General features: G+C 72.6%; 7 protein-coding genes. All 7 read right to left on the bottom strand.

The window, feature by feature from the left end; all coding sequences use genetic code 11:
- Positions 1 to 101: 101 nt before the first annotated feature.
- Positions 102 to 2,924: a DUF11 domain-containing protein gene (locus tag CDN99_RS07170; protein WP_088384046.1), complete on the bottom strand. Its 2,823-nt coding sequence runs from the start codon at positions 2,922 to 2,924 to the stop codon at positions 102 to 104.
- A complete protein-coding gene (locus tag CDN99_RS07175; protein WP_088384048.1) occupies positions 2,921 to 8,389 on the bottom strand; it encodes a DUF11 domain-containing protein in 5,469 nt (1,822 codons plus the stop codon). The genes CDN99_RS07170 and CDN99_RS07175 overlap by 4 nt, the downstream gene beginning before the upstream one ends.
- A gap of 167 nt (positions 8,390 to 8,556) precedes the next feature.
- Positions 8,557 to 11,157 carry a beta strand repeat-containing protein gene (locus CDN99_RS07180; RefSeq protein ID WP_088384050.1) on the bottom strand — a complete coding sequence of 867 codons (2,601 nt, stop codon included), beginning with the start codon at positions 11,155 to 11,157 and terminating at the stop codon, positions 8,557 to 8,559.
- 27 nt (positions 11,158 to 11,184) lie between these two features.
- Entirely contained in the window at positions 11,185 to 11,739 is a 555-nt protein-coding gene (locus tag CDN99_RS07185; protein WP_088384052.1) for a hypothetical protein, read from the bottom strand.
- Between the two features lie 295 nt (positions 11,740 to 12,034).
- Positions 12,035 to 13,813, bottom strand: a complete 1,779-nt coding sequence (locus CDN99_RS07190) for a TolC family protein (RefSeq protein WP_088384054.1) — start codon at positions 13,811 to 13,813, stop codon at positions 12,035 to 12,037.
- On the bottom strand, positions 13,810 to 16,860 hold the full coding sequence (locus CDN99_RS07195) for an efflux RND transporter permease subunit (RefSeq protein WP_088384056.1): 3,051 nt from the start codon (positions 16,858 to 16,860) through the stop codon (positions 13,810 to 13,812). The genes CDN99_RS07190 and CDN99_RS07195 overlap by 4 nt, the downstream gene beginning before the upstream one ends.
- Positions 16,857 to 18,227, bottom strand: coding sequence for an efflux RND transporter periplasmic adaptor subunit (locus CDN99_RS07200; protein WP_088384058.1), 1,371 nt, complete (start codon positions 18,225 to 18,227; stop codon positions 16,857 to 16,859). Before CDN99_RS07200 ends, CDN99_RS07195 begins: the two co-directional genes overlap by 4 nt.
- Between the last annotated feature and the right edge of the window lie 200 nt (positions 18,228 to 18,427).

The raw sequence follows: 18,427 nt of genomic DNA on the forward strand, positions 1-18,427 counted from the left end.
CTTACCCGTCCGGCGACGATGCCGGGACGGGTGTGATGGGGCTCGACGGCACGGGCGTGTCGGCGGGCGGCTTCGCGCGCGCGGACGCCACCGACCCGGCGTCACTGCAGCTTCACCGCAAACGTCACATTGCCCGACAAGCCGCTGCCCAGCGTGCCGGTGAACGTCCACTCGATGCGGCCGCTGGCGCCGACCGCGGGTTGCGTCGACACCGCGCAACTGATCTGCGCGTTCGGCACCGGACCGCAGGCCACGGTCTGCAGGACGGTGTAGGCCGGCGTCGCGTCCTGGATCTTGAGCGTGGCCAACGCCGCGGTGCTCTGGTTGGTGTATGTGATCGTGTACGTGATGACATCGCCGCTGACGGCCGAGGTCTTGTCCACCGTCTTCACCAGCTTCAGGCCGGTGGCCGCCGGCTCGCCGACGGTGGTGAGGTCGCTGCGTTGCAGGTCGCGGGTCAGCGCGCTGTTGGCGTAGACGTAGTGCGCGCTCAAGGTGAGCGGCAATTGCGCGCCGTCGGTCGCGCCGGCCGGCGAGGTGACCTTCACCAGCAGGCACAGCTTCTGATCCGCCACCATCGTGATCGCGCCGCTCACCACCACCTCGCCGGGATCGATCAGGCCGTTGCAGTTGGCGTCCAGATAGACCAACTGCGTCCAGCCCGGCGTCGCCGGCGCCGACGCGCTCAGCGTCACCGTGCCGCCGGTGCCCGACGTGAAACTGTGCGCGTAGACCACCGCGCTGCCCGCCAGGACGCTCTGCTGACCGTCGGGCTGGAGCACGTTGACCGGCACGTCGCCGAAGTTCAGGCCGGTGTAGACGGTGCCGGCGGTCGGCGTGAAGCTGACGGTCCCGTTGGCCTGCGAGAAGCTGCCGCCGGTCGTGCCCGGCGCACCGGAAACCACCAGCCAGCTCGCGTCCAGTCCGGCGTGGGCCACCTGGACGGCGCCGCTGGCGGAGGCCGGGATCCAGAGCGTGTAGGTGCCGAGATCGGCGCTGACGGCGCGATCCAGCAGCGTCGCGCCAGCGTCCGTCGCGGTGATCACGCCGCCGGACAAGGGCGGTTCCGTGCCGTCCCGGATGCCGTTGTTGGCGATGCCGCCGCCCAGGCCGTTGTCCTTGAAGATCGTGCCGCTGAGCTTGCTGCCGTTGAACAGGCCGAAGCGCTGGTTCGGGACGTCGGCCGTCGACAGCGTGAAGCTGCGCGTCAGCGTGGGCGCCTCCGTGCCCAGCCAGCCGGCGGGCGTGGCCGGGACCAGGTCGGTGGCCGAGGCCGTTGCGTTGATCACCACCGAGTAACCCGCCGCGGCGACGCTGGTGAAGCTGAAGGTCCCCGCCGACGGGCTGATCGCCGCCACCGCCACCGCGGGGCCGGCCGGTTGCGTGGCCGGGATCAACTTGGCGTAGAGCGTCAGCCCGGTGCCGGCTTCGCCGCCGTCGAGCGCGCCGTTGTGGTTGACGTCGCTGTAGACGTTGCCCGACACCGCGCAGGCCATCACCACGCCCTCGGTGCTGATGTCGGTCTCGCCCAGGCGGATGCCCAGCAGGTTCAGCAGCGGATCGATCAGGCCCGTCACCAGGCTGTTCACCGTCGTGGTCAGCGCCGTCTGCAGGATGGGCTTGAGCAGGTTGATCACGCTGGTGACCAGGCCACCCGCAAGACCTGGCCCCAGGTTGACCTGCAGATTCCCGATTAGCGTGCTCACCAGCGTGGTGGCGAAGCCGGCGTTCGAGTAGACCGTGGCGGTGGGGCTGCCTGGCGTCAGCGTCACGGTGGACGCGCCGACCGCGCTGCCGACGGCGGCGGCCTGCGCCAGGATGTCCACCGTCAGCGCGCCCACCGACAACTGGCCGATCGTGCCCCAGGTCAGGTCGGAGGCGACGTTGATCGCGTGGTTGCGATTGAAAAAGAGCGAGTCGCTGATCGTGCCGAGGTACAGCGCCGCCACGCCCGGCGTCGCTTGCACGGTGACCGCGCTGGACAGCGCGTTGATGGCCGTGAGCACGCCGTCGGTGCGCGCGACCTCCACGTAGACGTCCAGATGCGCGATGCTGGCCGACACCGTGCCGCCGAGCAGGACGTCCAGCACCGACACATTCAGGGCGACCGAGACCAGGTCGATGGACAGCTTCACGCGGATCGCCGCCGAGTGGAAGCTGGTCCCGACCGCGCCGCAGTTGATCACCGGCGGCTCGACCACCTGCGCCTGCAGCGCCACGTTGCCGATCAGCGAGCCCAGGCCCAGGCTGCTGCCGGACAGCGTGATCGGGTTGGGTGTGGTGGCCACGTTGCTGCCGTTGTAGAGCTGGATCACGCCGGTCACCAGCTCCAGCGCGTTGATGCGCGTCGTGCCCAGCACGCCGTTGCTCTGCAGCAGTTGGCCCAGCTGGATCGGCGTGCTCAGGCCGTTCAGCGCGATCGCCAGCGCGTTGAGCGAGGCGGCGAGCTGTGTCCGGCCCTCCGCCGTCGCGCCGGTGGAGGCGGCGGTCAGGATCTGCGCCACCGTGGCGTTGGCGGTCAGCGTCGATGCCGGCGTCGACGCGTTGACCGACGCCTGCAGCGCGCTGACGGTGCGCAGCAGACTGAGGTCGCCGGTGGCCAGCGTGTTCCAGTCCAGCACCGTGAGCGTCAGCGTCGAGTTGGTCAGGCCGCCCAGCAGCGCGTTGAGCAACACGCCCTGCGTGGAATTGACGCTCGCCAGGCGCGGGCCGGCCGAGACGCAGCCCAGGCTGCCGCAGGCGGCCCGCGCGGGGCCGGCGCTCAGCGCCAGCACGAGCATCAACATCAGGGTCAGGCCGATGGAGACCGCGCGCATCCAGGCGCGTCGCGGCGGGCGCCGGACCGGACGGAGCAGGGCGATCATCGGCGCGGCCGTCGCGGGGACGGTCCAGGCTGGATCCGGCGGGGTGAAGGAGGCGTTCATGAGTTCAGGCGCGAGAACAACGTCTCGTCGAATTTGAAGCGCAGCCGCAGATAGACGCCGCGGGCCGTCGCGTTGTCGGCGCTCAGGTCGCGGTCCTTGAAGCCGCGGACGTTGTAGCCGACGGAGATCCACAGGTTGTCCTTGGCGCGATAACCGACCTCCGCGCCCAGCGAGGTCTGGCGGCTGCGCAGCCGCGCGTCGCCCATCACGCTGGCGGAGGCGCCGACGTCCCAGCGCTCGCCCAGGTCCCGGGTGACGCGCATGCTGGCGAGCTGCGCCGTGGTGCGCTGGCGCATGCCGCCGAAGGCTTCCTCGACCAGCTTGGCGGCGTAGCGCCCGGTGACCGCGACGCCCTGGCCGACCTGACGCTCCGCATGCACGCTGACGATGTGGGCCCGGCGCGAGTCCACGTCCCCCAGCGTGCCGCGCTCGTCCTTGTATTCATAACGGCCCAGCGCGTTGAGGCGGTTGTCCGCGCCGCGGTAGGCGGCGCCCAGCTGCAGGCGTTCCTGCCAGCGGTCGGGCTGCCGGTTCCCGTGCGCCAGCGTGCCGGCCAGCACGTTCTTGCCCAGCAGGGTCCATTGGTCGTCGAGCTTGTAGGCCAGCCCCAGGGTGGACAGCAGACCGGTGCTGCCAGCGCCTTCCCGCACTTCCAGGCGGGCGGTGCCCTTCCAGCGCGGGTCGGCGGTGTATTCGACGCCCGCGGTGGCGGCGCTGCTCTGGTTCTCGCCGGTGCCGCCGCGCAGCGCCTGGACGCGCTCCAGGCTCGCGTTCAGGCGCAGGCCGGGCCGCACCAGCCACTGGTTGCGCAGGCCGATGGCGGCCTCCGTCTCGCGGCCGGAGAAGGCCTCGCGGCCGCGGTACTCGCTGAACACGCGGCCCTCGCCGCCGACCACGGTGGTGCCCGCGTCCACGCCCAGTACGGTGGTGTTGTGGCGCACCGTCGGGTCCAGCGAATAGGGGCCGGTGAGGGACGACACCAGCTCGTGCCGCAGGTAGACGCGGCCGCGGCCCGCCACCTGGTAGTCGCCGCCGACGGCGAGCAGGTGCTTGTCGGAATCGCGCACGTCCTGCTCGCCCTCGATGAACACCGACGCCTGCGGCAGCCCCGGCACCGGCGTGCTGAACTTGCCGCGCACGCTGGTGGTGGTGCCGCCCTGGATGCCCAGGCTGTTGCCCTGATCGTCGGTGGTGGCGCCGGGATGGTCGTTGAGGTCCTTGACGTGGCGCACCCCGAGCTCGACCTTGGCGCCGCTCTCCAGGCTGCGCTCCACGCCGACCAGCACGCCCAGTCGGCGCGCGCCGCTGGCGACATCGGCCGTGTACAGCGCCTCGCCGGTCAGCCGGGTGCGCTCATCGACGCGGTAGCTGGCCTGCGCGCCGCCTTCCGCGCGGCCGCTGTTGATGAGGGCGGAGCGATTGTCGAAACCCACGTCGCTGCGCGCCGCATGCACCCGCGCCTTCAGGTCCTGGCCGTCGTGCGTCAGCGCGAAGCGCTCGGCATTGCCGGCGTGCGCGGCGGTGCCGTCGACGGCGGACGCGTCGCGGTCGATGCGGGCGACCTCGGCGACCAGCGCGGTGCGCTCGCCCAGCGCGACCTTGGCGTTGGCGCTGCCCATGCGCATCGGCGCCAGCGGATTCCAGTCCTTCACCAGGGAGCCGCCCACCTGCACGGACTCGGTGGCCTGCCATTGCGCGTCGACGCCGGCCACCCAGAAGGACGGGCCGCCTTGCTCGACCTCGTAGGTCACGCGGATGGAGATCGGGTTGAGGTCGGCGTCGACGCTGGGCACCGGCGCGCGGAACAGCAGGCGGCCGGTCAGCGGCTCCAGGTCGTAGTCGGTGAAGCGGTCCTTGGGCGTGGTGCTGATGATCAGCGCCGGCTGGTTGCGGTCCCGCACCAGCAGCTCCACCTTCTCGCTGTTGGGCACCAGGCCGACGCCGAGGGCATAGGGGCCGGAGGTGCCGTCGCCGCGCAGCTCGACGATGTTCTGACGCGTGCTGTCGCGGGCGGCGAAGGCGTTGGCGCTCAGGCCGCCGATCTGCAGGTGGTGCTTCAGGCCGTTGAGGCTGCGCTGGTAGGTGCCGAGCTGGCGGATCGGGTCGTCGCTCTGCGTCGTGTAGTCGCCGTACAGCAGCCAGGACTGCTTGCGGTCGATGCGCGCGTACAGGCGGCCGGTGGACTGGGCATCGAAGCTGCGCGCCGACGAATCGCCGTAGACGGGGTAGAAGGCGTCGGGCTGGATGTCGCGGAACAGCCGCTGGTTGCCGTCCTTGTCGGAGTCGTAGACGAGCGTCAGCAGCGTGTCCTGGTACACCTCGCCCTTGACGAACACGGCGCCGCGGCCGTCCGCGCCCTTCTTGTCGCCGGCGAAGGCGCGCAATTGATCGTCGAAGCCGTCGTCCCCGGAGGACGTGCCGTTGCCCCGGACGCGGCGCAGGTTGACCACGGCATCGATCACGCCGACGGCGATCAGCGGACGCAGCGCGGCGGCCACCGCGACACGGGTCTCGGCGCGGACGCCGTCCACGGCGACACGCAGCAGGGCGTCGCCGGGCACGTCGGGCGCCTTCCAGGCCAGTTCCACCGTGCCGCCCTCGACGAAGCCTTGCACGTCCGGCAGGCGCGGGTCCAGATCGTCCACGCCCCATCGGCCCGGCCCGGCCAAGGTCACCGGCAGGCGTGAGGTGACGGGCAGGCCGCGCTCATCCTCGAAGCGCAGCCGCACCGCCGCGGTGGCGCCGGCCTCCACCGATTCCGGCGCGACGATGACGATGCGCGCCAGCGCGCCGGCCAGCAGTACCGTCGCCTCCCGCGTGGCACGCAACTGGCCGAAGGCGTCGTGCTCGGTCAGGGTCAGCCGGTTTTCGCCGGGGCGCAGCGGCAGGCCGAGGTAGGTCCGGGTCTCGGTCTGGTCGTCGATGGACCGGGTGCGCTCGCCGATCTTGGCGTCGCCCACCGGTTCGCCGTTGACGCTGAGCGTCAGCGTCGTGCCCAGGTGCCCCGCCAGCTTCACCGGCGGGGCCGGCGAAGGCAGCACCTGGCCGTCGCGCAGGCCGATGAAATGCGGCAAGGGGCCGTTGTCGCTCATCGCGTTCGAGGTCGCCGCTTCCGCAGCCGGCGCCACGGGAGACGTCGCGACCAGGACAGCAGCCGAAGACGACTTGGAGGAAATCGACGATGCCGGTGCCGGTGCCGGTGCAGAGGCAGAGGCAGAGGCAGAGGCAGAGGCGGCTGTGGGTGCAGGCGCAGGCGCAGGCGCAACAGCCGCTGCAGGCACGGGAGCAGGAGCCTCGGTGCCAGGCGTGACCGCGATCGGGGTCGGCGTGATGACGGCGGCCCGGCTGGTGGCCGCGGCGGCCAGCGCGGCCACCGCCGCGTCGACGGGCGGGGCGGCGAGATTGGCCGAGGCCGAGGGGGCGGTGATCGGCATGTCCGCCGCGCTCATGGCGCCGATCGACTGCCTCGATCCCATGGCACTCGTGGACCCCATGGACCCGAACGGCCCCATCGATCCCATCGACCCCATCGCCATCGACCCGAACGACGCGGCCGATCCGAGCGACCCCGCCAGGCCGGGCGAGCCGATCGAGCCGGTGATCCCGGCGGCTCCGCCGAAGCCGCCGAGGCCGCCGGACGTCGGCGCATCGCCGAGCCGGCCGCTGGCGGGCAGGGCGCGGACGTCGGACGCGATGGCGGTGGCGGTCGGCGACAGCGCGGTGCGCAGCGTGCCGGTGATCTCATCCCCTTGCTGACCGGCCGTCGCCACGCGCAATCGCACCTCGTCCCGCAGCGCGGGCGAGCAGCCGCCGAGGGCGAAATCGGCGCGTTGCAGCTCGCCCGGCGTCAGGTCGACGAAGCGGCTGCGGCCGTCGCCCGCATGGCGATGCGAGATCGCCAGCGGCGTGGCGCCGGCGGGCAGCGTGACCGGATCCAGCTTGAGCACATGCGTGCGCGGGCTCAGCCCGTACAGGCTGTAGCGGCCGGCGCCGTCGGTGACGACCGAGGTGCCGTCCTCCATCCACAGCCGCACGCCGGGGATGCCGGGCTCGTCCGCGTCCTTGACGCCGTTGGCGTCGCAGTCCGCGTAGACGGTGCCCATGACGATGGCGCGGTCCGAGAACACGCCCGCCTCGACCTTCACCTTGGCGGTGGCCAGGTTGCTGGTGATGGTCTCCGGCGCCTGCGCGAACGCCTGCGCGCGGTTGATGCCGTCCCCCTGCATCGCGCCCGTGCCGATGCGCACGCGGTAACGCAGCGTGTGGGCCACGGCGGCGGGCAGGCTGTCGATGAGCGGCCACTCCAGGCGCGGGCCGGCGCTGCCCGTCGGATCCGCCACCGCCTTGCCGTCCAGCCGCGAGGTGCCGGGCACGTAGCGGAAGCCCAGCGGCAGCCGGTCCTGCAACCGGACGGCGGTCAGGGCCTGCTGCCCGACGTTCTTCACCGTCACGACGTATTCGAGCGTCTCCGCCACCTCGGCGACGGTGCGCGAGGCCGTCTTCTGCACCGACAGGCCGCGCGGCAGGGGATCGAGCGGCACGTTCACGATCACGGCGTTGGTCTGCGCGCCGACCGTGAAGACCGCGCCGAACGAGGCCGGCACCGTGGCATAGGTGAAGTTGCGCGCCGCGCCGTTGGCGACCTGCGCGGCGGGGAAGCCGTAGCCGTCGACGGGGCGCACCACCAGCCGGTAGTCGCCCGCGACCAGGAACGGAAAGACGTAGCCCCCGTCCGCGTCGGTGACGAGGCTGCCGGACATCGGCGTCACGCCGTCGGCCTGGAACACCACCGCCGGGCCGCCGGGGTTGCCGCCGTTGCTGTTGCCGCTGACGTCGATCAGCTGCACCAGCTCGCCGGCCAGCGGCCGGCCGCTGCCGGCGTCGAACACGAAGGCGCGCGCCTCGATGCGCAGCGAGGCGCGCATCGTCTGGCCGGTGCAGTCGGGCGCGCTCGCTTCGACCATGTCGCCGGGCAGCACGTCCAGCGCGTCGGCGTTGGGCGGATTGTTGGGGGTCCACAGGCGCGCGATGACGTCGTCCTTCAACTCGAACATGCCCGTGTTGGGCGCCGTCTCGATGGCGGTGAACTGCTTGGTCTGCTGCGCCTGCACCGAGTGCATCGTCACGGACAGCGTCTCGCGGACCAGCGGATCGACGTTGCAGGCGCTGGCGCGCAGCCGCGGGAACATCAGCTTGCCGGGGCTGGACATCCACATCCGCGTGTTGGCGGTGTCGCTGGAGAAGAAGCCCAGCGTGGGCACGGCCTCCGGGGTCATGGCCTCGACGCGGTTGGACATCGTCGTGACCGTGATGCCGGTGACCGGGTCGGTGTAGCTCAAGCGGGCCTGCGCCAGGATCTCCAGCATGACCTCGTCCGCCCGCGCCGGCGACAGGCCCAGCAGCCCCAGCAGCAGGACCAGGAGCGCGCACAGGCGCGTCGGCAGGCGATGAGGGGTGGGCGACATGATCGAGACAGCGTGGTGGCGGAGGTCGTCGATGGGCGGGGCGATGTCGGCGGTGGGCGTCGGCGTGGATGAAGGTCGTCAATCAGGTCGAAGGGCGAGGGCAGGGCTCCGCCCGCCGCGGCTCGAAAGCCGCGCGGTGGAGCGGGATCGGCGGGGAGGCGTGGGCGTCAGGGGTCGATGCGCACGCCGAAGCGCAGCACGACCGAGGCCCCCGCGGCGAGCGACGCGACCGTGGTCTGCACCGTGCCGCGGGCCCCGTTGGCCGGCGCGGTCACCGTGCCGGCGGTGGCCGAGGCCGGCACGGTCGCGCTGTAGGTCGTGTAGATCGGCGTCGAATCGCTGACGACGACGTTGGTCACGGCCACCGGCCCGACGTTGGTGGCGGTGATCTCGTAGCGCAGGCAGCCGCCGGGGGCCGCGCCGGTCAGGATCGCCACCGGCGAGAACGCCGTATCGGCGATGCCGTCGCAGCCGGCGTCCAGCGCCTGCGTCTTCACCAGCGTGACCTGCGAACTGATCACCGCGCTGGTGTCGGTGGCGACCGCGGCCGCCGGCGGCGCGGCGCCGCCGTTGGTGCCGGTCAACGTGACGGTCAGCGTGGTGATGTCGGACGCGCCGGTGACGGCGGCGGCCGGCGAGGTCACCTTCACGAAGAGCCGCACGCTCTCGCCCGGCGACAGGCCGGCCGCGGTGCTGGCGCCGTTGGTGCCGCCGACCAGTTGCGACAGGTCGGTGATGACCGGGTCGTTGGGGTCCAGCACGCCGTCGTTGTTCTTGTCCCAGTAGACGACCGAGGTGAAGCCGGTGGTCGAGTCGCTGGTGGACAGCGTGCCGGTGCTGGCCACCGCGTCGCCCTCCAGCACGTTGCCGACATTGGTCAGCGTGTGGGTGTAGATGGCGCCGCCGCCGGGGGTGAGCTGGGCGGTGTTGTTGGGCGTGATCACCAGGCCGCGCACGGTGCCGACGGCGACGGCGTCGTGCAGCGTGTCGGTGGCGCCGGTGGTGGGCGACTTGGCGTTGAAGTACAGCTGCGTGGTCGCGGCCGCCGCGTTGGCCGGCACGGTGACGTCGGCATAAACCGTCTTGTTGGTCCCCGCGGCGACGACGCCGGTGTTGCTGATCACCGCGCCGGTGCTGTCGTGGAAGACCACGGTCCAGCCGGTCGGCAGCACGGTGGTGGCGAAGGTGGGGTCGGTGCTGGCGCTCAGGGCGAAGGTGTCGGCCACCGTCGCGCCGTTGGCCGCCACCAGCGTGACGCGGGTGGTGCCGCCCGGGGCCACGGTGACGGTGGCGGCGGGCGAGGCCTCCGGCCCCGCGCCGTAGCCGGGCGCGCCCGGACCCGCGGCGTTGTTGGTCAGGTCCACGGTGCTGGTGCTGATCGCCGTCAGCGTGTTGGTGGCCGTGCCGCTCTTGGTCGGGTCCAGGCCCGAGGTGCCCTTGACCACGACGTTGAACGGACCGCCGGTGGCGGACGTCGGCAGGATCGCGCGCACCACGACGTTGACCGACGCGCCGGCCGCCAGCGGCCCGGTGTCGGGCGTGCCGTTGCCGTTGTGGTCCACCATCGGCGTGACGCCGTCGGCCAGGAAGAACTGGAAGGTCGTGCCGGGCGGGAAGGTCGAGCTGAGCACGCTCAGGTCGATGGTGTCGGTGGCATTGCCGCCGTTGGTGACGGTGTCGGTGAAGTTGACGACGCCGCCCTGCGGCGCGCTCGGCGCGGTGCCGCCCGTCAGGCTGACCTGGGCGCTGGCCACCACCGTGTACTGCGCGGTGTTGGTGTTGCTGGCCGCGATGTTGACGGAGCCGTCGTTGTAGCTGAAGACGCCGGTGGTGGCGGTGGCCGCGTTGGCGCCGGCCGGCAGGTTGGCGTTGATGTTGACCTGGTAGCTCAGCGTGCCGCTGGCGCCCGGCGGCACCGATGCGATCACCGCGTTGACGCGGTTGGCGGTGGTGACGTTCCAGTCATAGACGATGCCGCCCTGGTTGTCGGTGTTGTCGGCGTCCGAGAGCACGGTGGACCCGGTGACGCTCCAGCGCCCGCTGCCGGCGACGTAGGTCATGCCGCTGGGCACCGCCTCGGCCAGGATCACGTTGACCGCGGTGGTGTTGCCGGTGTTGGTGTACGTCAGCGTGACGGTGCGCGCCGAGGTGGACGGCGACGGCCCGCTGGTGACGTCCAGCGCCTGGGTCACGTTGATCACGGCCTGCGCGGTGACGGTGGTGTTGTCCGTGACGCTGGCGCTGGTGGAGGCGTTGAAGCCGCTGGTGGCGGTGGCGATCAACGCGTTGGTCGTGCCGGCCACGGCGGTGCCGGGCACGACGCCGGCGACGACGAAGCGGAAGGTCTGCCCCGCCGCCAGCTGGCCGGTGCTGGTGATGGGCGTGGTGTTGTCCGGCACGCCGTCGCCGTTGGCATCGGCATAGAAGAGCGTGCTGGAAAAAACAAAGCCACCGGAGTTGGTGGCTGAGAGCGCGAAGGTGTCGGTGCCGTTGCCGGTGTTGGTCAGTGTCTGCGGAAAGTAGACCTGGCCGCCCACTGAGACGGTTTTGTTGCCCGGCGCGGTGAGGCTCACGCTGGCCACCTGCTGCACCGTGGTGGAGACGGTGTTGGAGGTGACGGTGCGCACGACGGAAGTGCCGTCGGCATAGGTGGCGGCGGCCTGGTTGCCGATGACAGTGCCGGCCGGCGCGGCGGCGAACGCGGTCATGGACACCAGCATGAGGGCGAGCGCGACCACGCCCGCCAGAAGGCGGAGGATGTTTTTCATGACGATGCTGAGGTGGCGATCGGTGGATTACGGGCGGCCGACGCCGACCAGCGGCGGCAGCTGCATGCGGGCACGCACCGTGCGCTCCGCGCCGGCGGGCAGGTCACCCAGTTGCCATCGCAGATAGCGGTACTCCGACAGGGGTACCGGCTCGACGGCGACGTGGCCGTCGGCCCGTCGCACTTCGCGTTTCAAGGGGATGGGATCGAAGCGTCGCCCGTCGAGGCTGGCCCAGCGGGCCCGGGACGGCAGCGTGTCCAGGCTCGTGAGCTCCAGGCCGCCGGCCGGCACGGGCAAGGTCAGCTGCACGTTGCTGACGGGCCTGGCGGTGGTGTTGATGTAGCGGGCCTCGTACTCGACGACGTCGCCGGGGCGGACGTCCTTGAGGGGCTGCAGGCGCTCCTGCACCCGGGCCTGTTCAACGACGGTCTGTACCAGCCACGCTTGCAGGCGCACTTCCGCCTGGGGTGGGGGATCCGCGGCGACGGCGGGCGACATGGCCAGCGTCAGGGCGGCGAAGAGGGACAGCGTCAGAATCAAGACGAGCAGACGCCCGCCGACCGAGAACGATCGAGATGACATTGCTAACTCCCTTGAGAACGGCTGCCGGTGCTCTTTATCGAGATCTACTCGTCAGCGTTTCGGGAGAGTAAGAATCGTAAATGGGCGTACCAATCAGGCTTCTTCCATCGATCCTGTCAGGGTTTGGCCCGGCGGCTTGTCAGGCAAATTCCTACGCGGGTTATCCGCTGTAAGGGCCATGGCAGCGGGATGAGGCCCGTATTCACGAGGGCGTGGCAGGTCGAGGCCGAGGATCTGCCGAGGATCGGCGGAAGCGTTGCCGTGCACATGTCCGCGGACCGTCGACGGCGGCGCGTCACGGCTCGGACGGGCCGCCGCTGGGCTCGATCAGCGCCAGCGCGCGGTTCAGGTCCAGCGCGGCCAGGCAGCGATCACGCGTCAGCGCGGTGTGCTGCAGGCCGCGCTCCAGCGCCTCGCGTCGCAGTTGCAGCGCGGCGAGCCGGCTGTCGATGCCAACGCGCAGGCGCTCGTTCCCCAACATCGCCGCTGCTTCGGCCTGCCGTCGGGCGCGCAGGCTCGCGTTGGCCGCGGCGTCGACCACGGACCGACGCGCGAGCGCGCCCTCGGTCTCTTCGGCCGCGAGCAGCACGATGCGCGTGAACTCGGCCGCCGCCGCCTCGGCGCGGGCTTGAGCGGCGCGGGCCTCGTCGGCGCGTCGTCCGGCGTCGAACAGCGTCGCGACCAGCTCGACGCCGATGAAGCGCTGCGTGGTGTGGGCCAGCAGGTCGCCCAGGTCGCGCGAGCGATCGCGCCGCGTGCTCCCGCCGGCGGTGAGCGCGACGGCCGGATAGATCGCGGCGCGCGCGCTCTCGGTGTCGGCGACGCCGGCGCGCAGGCGCGACTCGGCCGCGGCCACGTCCAGACGTCGGCGCAGCCAGGCCAGCGGCACCTCGGCCGGAAGGTCCTCCAGCGCATCGAGACGGCAGACGTCGTCACTGCTCGACGCCGCGTTCCGCGTCGCGCCCGATGTAGCGCCCGATGTCACGTCTGATGTCGCGCCTGATGTCGCGCCAGGGGCTGCGTCATGGATCGCGCCCCACGTTGCACCTGGCGCCGCATCCGGTGGCGTGCGCGGTGCCGCGTCTGGGCTCACGAGTGCGGCCAGATCGGCCAACGGCAGGTCGCCCAGCGTGCGCAAGCGCAGCGGCGCCAGCGCGGCCTCCAGCCGCAGCGGCACGAGCGCCGATTCCTGCGCGGCGATGCTGCTTCCGAGCTGGCCCAGGTCGACGTCGCTGCGCAGCCCGACGTCGCGCAACTGCGTTTCCAGCGAGGCGATCTCGCGCAGCGTGTCGAGGCTGGACTGGGCCAGGCGTGTCTCCTCGACCGCCGAGCGCAGCCGCACGATTTCCGCGCGCACGGCGTGGGCCAGCAGCACCCGCGCCGCGGCCAGGTCGGCGGCGGCGGCCTCGTGCTGCGCGGCGGCGGCGCGGCGGTCGGCCGCCAGTCGGCCGAAGAGGTCCAGCTCCCAGCGGAACTCGACCGCCGCTTCCAGACGCCGCAGGCGCGACCGGCCGCGCCCGTCGGCCACGGGCTCCGTGGCGTCGTTGACGACAGCCGGTCCGCCCTTGGTCGAGAGCACCGGCCAGCGGCCGGCGGCCGCCGCGTCGCCGGCCGCGCGCAGCTCGCGCAAGCGGGCGGCGACGCGCGCCAGATCGGGACTGCCGGCCAGCGCGCGCCGCACCACGGCCTCGGCGGTGGGGTCCAGGCGCAACGCGGCGGGCGGTGGGTCGGCGTCGGCTCGGGCCGAATCGCCGGGGAGGGGCGATGCGGTGAATGCAGCAGCTGCCGATGCTGCTGACGCCGACGCTGACGCTGACGTTGCCGTTGCCGTTGCCGTTGCCGTTGCCGTCGATGCCGGCACCGCGGCCGATGTGGTCGATGTCTCCGATTTCGCCGATGCCGTCGCCGCAGCCGCAGCCGCAGCCGCTGCGGCAGCAGCCGATGCGGCCGATGCGCCGGGGAGCGCGCGCGGCGCCAGCGATGCGGGCATCGTCGCCGTGGGCAGCGGCGCCGTGCCGCAGGCGCCCAGCAGCAGCGCCAGGAGGCAGGTCAGGAGGGGCGGGATCTTGTTCATGTGCGTTGTCCTTGGCCGGCGCGGCGGCCCGTCCAGGCGCGGACGCGGTGTTCGAGGGCGTCGATCAGCTGATAGATCAGCGGCACGAAGATCAGGCTGAGCAGCGTGCTGGTGAGCAGTCCGCCGATCACGGCGATGGCCATCGGCGCGCGGAAGCCGTCGTCGTTGCCCCAGCCCAGCGCCGCCGGCAGCATGCCGCCGGCCATCGCCAGCGTCGTCATCACGATCGGGCGCATGCGGTCGCGGCCGGCGTCCAGGATCGCCTGCCCGCGCGCGGTGCCGGCGCGGCGCGCCGCCACGATGAAGTCCACCAGCAGGATCGAGTTCTTGCTCACGATGCCCAGCAGCATCAGCAGCCCGATCACCGTGGACAGGTTGAGCGAATGGCCCGTCATCAGCAGCCCCGCCGCCGCGCCGCTGAGCGACAGCGGCAACGCGACCATGATGGTCAGCGGCTGCAACCAGTCGTCAAACAGCAGCACCAGCACCGCATACACCGCGACGAGCCCGGCCAGCGCGGCGATGGCGAACTGCGTGAACATCTCGTCCATGTACTCGGACTCGCCGTAGGCGGCCTGGCGCACCTCGGGCGGCAGCGCCTGGAAGGCGGGCAGCGCCTGCACCGCCTCCATCGCCTGCCCGAGCGTGGCGGGGCCCACCAGGTTGGCCTGCAGCTGGATCTGGCGCTCGCGGTTCAGGCGGCTCAGCGAGGACGGCACGCTGCCGTGCGCGAAGGTCGCCACCGCGCCCAGCGCCACGGTGCCGCCGCTCGCGGTGGCCACCGGCAGCTGGCGCAACTGGTCCAGGCTCAGCGCCTTGCCGCCAGCCAGGCGGGCGCGCAGCATCAGCGGGCGACCGTCGACGGGCACGCGCGTCAGCGCCGTGTCGAGGTCGGACAGCGTGGCCAGCCTCAGCACATCGGCCACCGCGCTGGTGGTCACGCCCAGGCGGGCCGCCTCGTCCGCGAGCAGGCGCACGTCGACGGTCGTCACGCGCGGCCCCTGCGAGAGCGCCACGTCGGTGAGCATCGGCAGCTCGCGCGCCTGCACCAGCAACCGCGCCATCGCGGCCTCCAGCGCGTCGACGTCGCGCGAGACGAAGCTCAGGTTGACCTCCTTGCCGCCGTCGCCCAGCAGCAGCGTCGCCCGCAGATCGGGCACGCGCGTCAGTCGCGCGCGCACCCGCTGTTCGAGCTCGGCCTGCGACAGCACGCGGTCGCCGAGCGGTGGCAGCAGGATCAGCAGGCCGCCCAGCTCGGCGCTGCCGCGGTCCTGCGCGAACACGCCCTGCACATCAGGCACGTCCTGCAGCTCGCGCCGCAACGCTTCGGCCGCCCGCACGCCGTCGGCCAACGTGGCGCCCGGCGGCAGCTCGTATTGCGCCTGCAGCGACAGCGGCCGGGTCTTGGGCATGAAGCCCGTAGGCACCTGGTCCAGCAGCACTGCGGTGGTCACCAGCACGGCGGCGCCCGCCGCCAGCGTCCGCGCCGGATGGGCCAGCACGCGACCCAGCAGCCGCAGGTACAGCGCCTCGGCGCGCCCGCTCCCGCCGTGGTGCCCGGCCGACGCCGGCTTCAACCACCGGGCGCACATCAGCGGCGTCATCAATCGCGCCACCACCAGCGACGAGATCACGGCGAAGGTGGTGGTCAGGCCGAACTCGGTGAAGTACTTGCCGACGACGCCGCCGATGAAGCTCACCGGCAGGAACACCGCGACGATGGTGGCCGTGATGGCGATCACCGCCAGGCCCAGCGAGTCCGCGCCGACCGAGGCGGCCACCCGCGGCGCGTCGCCCGCCTGGATGCGGCGCTCGATGTTCTCGATCTCGACGATGGCGTCGTCGACCAGGATGCCGATGACGAGGATCAACGCCAGCAGCGTCACCGCGTCGAGCTGGAAGCCCTTCAGCTGCATGACCAGGAAGGTGGGCAGCAGCGACAGCGGGATGGCCGCCGCGGCGATCCAGGTGGCGCGCGTGTTGCGCAGGAAGCCCCAGATCACCAGCACCGTCAGCAGCGCGCCCTCCAGCAGCATGTCGCGCGCGCCGGCGAAGCTCAGGCGCGTGTCCTGCACGCCGTCGTCGAAGAGCTCGAAGCGCACGCCGGGATGCCTTGCCTCGGCGCGCGCGAGCGCCGCCGCCACGCCGTCGGCCAGGGCGATCTCGGATGCGCCGCGCTTCTTGTAGAGCTCCAGCGCCACGCCCGGCTCGCCGTTCAGCAGCGCGTAGCCGCGCGGCTCGGAGGCGACGTCGATGACGCGCCCCAGCTCGCCCAGCGTGAGGGTGCGGCCGGTGGCCAGCGTCAGCGGTCGCCGCGCCAGTTGGGCGGCGTCGGCGCTGGCGCCCATCACGCGCACCGGCAACTGCTGGCCGGCGGCGTTGGCGGCGGTGCCGCCGGGGATGTCGGCCTCGGCCAGGCGCAATTGCCGCAGCACGTCGGCGACCGACAGGCCCGCGGCGGCCATGCGCGCCGGATCCAGCTCCAGCCGCAGCTCGCGCACCGTGCCGCCGACGCGCTTGAACTGCTGCACGCCGGGAACGCCCAGCAGCGACGGCCCGACCTCCTCGTCGACGAGTCGGCCGAGCTGCGCCTCGTCCAGCGTGTCCGATCGCACCATGTAGCGCTGCAGCGCGCCGCCGCTGACGTCCACCCGGTTGACCACCGGCTCGCCGATGTTGCCCGGCAGCTCGGGCCGCACCTGCGCGACGGCGTCGCGCACGTCGCTGACGGCGCGGTCGATGTCGGCGTCGAGCTGGAACTCGGCGACCAGTTGCACGTCGCCGCCGGTGATCGTCGTCGTCAGGTGCTTGACGCCGGAGATGCCGGCCACCGCTTCCTCCAGGCGACGCGCGACGTGGACTTCGAGTTCCCGCGGCGAGGCGCCCGGCTGAGCGACGCCGACGCTGACGATGGGCAGCTCCACGCGGGGGTTGCCGGCGATGGGCAACTGCCCGTAGGCCAGCAGCCCGGCCAGCGACAGCAGCAGGAACAGCAGCAGGACGGGCGTCGGGTGCTCGATCGCCCAGGTGGAGATCTTGAGTTTCATGTCCTCGGTGCCTCCAGGCGGATGCGGCTGACGGCCGGGGGGCGCACCGGCTCGATGACCTGGCCGGGGCTGAGCAGCGCGGCGGCGGCCCGCACCACGGTGTCTCCGGCCGCGAGGCCGCCCAGCACGACGGCGCCGTCCTCCGACAGCGCGACGCGCCGCTTGGCGACGCGGTGGCCGGCCTCGACGACGTACACCCAGGGCTCCGGGTCGAACTGCAGCGCGGTGGCCGGCACCGGCCATCCGGCGACGGGCGCGCCGCGGACGGTCGCGGTGGCGGTCGTGCCCAGCGCGGGCGGCGGCGCATCGGGCGGCCAGGCGTCGGGCAGGGCGACGCGCACGCGGCCCCGGCGGCTGTCGTCGGCCAGCGCCTCGTCGATGGCGCGGACCTTCCCGCGCACCGTCAGCGGCACCACCGAGCCGGTGGGCGTCAGCGTCACGTCGACCGCGTCGCCCACGCGCAGGCCGGCGAGGCGGCTGCCGTCGACCCAGGCCTCGAACTCGCGATCGCCGCGACGTGCCAGCTTGAACAACGGGCCGGCCGCGGCGTCGGTCACGGTGCCGACCTCGACCCGGCGCTCGCTCACGATGCCGGCCACGGTGGCGCGCAGCACGCCGTCGCGTTCGCGTTCGTCGGCCAGTTGCAGCGCCGCCCGGGCCGCGGCCAGATCGGCCTGCGCCGCGGCCAGCGCCTGCGCGGTCGCGTCGCGCTCGGCCATCGCCTGCTCCAGCTGCGTGCGCCGCTGGCGGTGCTCGATCTCGCTGACGGCACCACCGCCGGCCACCGCGGCGAAGCGACGGGCCTCGTCCTCGGCGCCGCGCCAGCGTGATTCGGCCTGCATCTGCTGCGCGCGGGCGACGGCCACCTGCGCCACGGCGCGCAGGCGCTGCTGCTCCGCCTGTTGCCGCTCGCCGCGCAGCGCGCGCGCATCCAGCCGCACCAGCGGCTGGCCGACGGTCACGGCCTGGCCGGCCTCGACGAACACGTGCTCGACGCGCAGGCCCTCGTGCCGGGCATGGATCAGCACGGGCTCGCGGGCGACGACGCGGCCCACGAGCTCGACCGTGCGGTCCCGCGTGCCGGGCTCGACGCGAAACACCTGCACCTTCATCGCGCCGGGGCCCTGCGGCATGGCGCCGGGTCGGCCATCGCAGGCGGTGAGCAGCGCCGCCGCGCTCACGGCGGCGGCGATCAGCAGCAGGGGCGGTGGGATCCAGGGACGGGACGGGCGCGACGGCCCCGACGGTCGTGACGGCGGCGCGGAAGGCGCCGGAGTCGATGGACGCGGCGGACGCGGGAAGGGCGATGCGGGGCCGCGTGGCGGCGTGACGACGGGCGCGAAGTAGGAGAAGGCGGGCAAGGGCATGTCGCTTCCTGCAGCGGTTGGAGTCGACGGTGCCGACGATGCCGTCACTGTAGGAATCGACCTCGCGCCGCGCCTGAGACCGAGGACGCCCGGCCCGGGCCCGTGGTCCCGGGTCGAGGCCCGTCAGGTCCCGACCGGACCGGGACTCTGGTCCCAGGCGCGGACCGGGCGGCGGCGATATGCTGGCGACCCCTCCCGTG

This window comes from Roseateles aquatilis, from assembly GCF_002205645.1.
Classification (GTDB): domain Bacteria; phylum Pseudomonadota; class Gammaproteobacteria; order Burkholderiales; family Burkholderiaceae_C; genus Roseateles; species Roseateles aquatilis.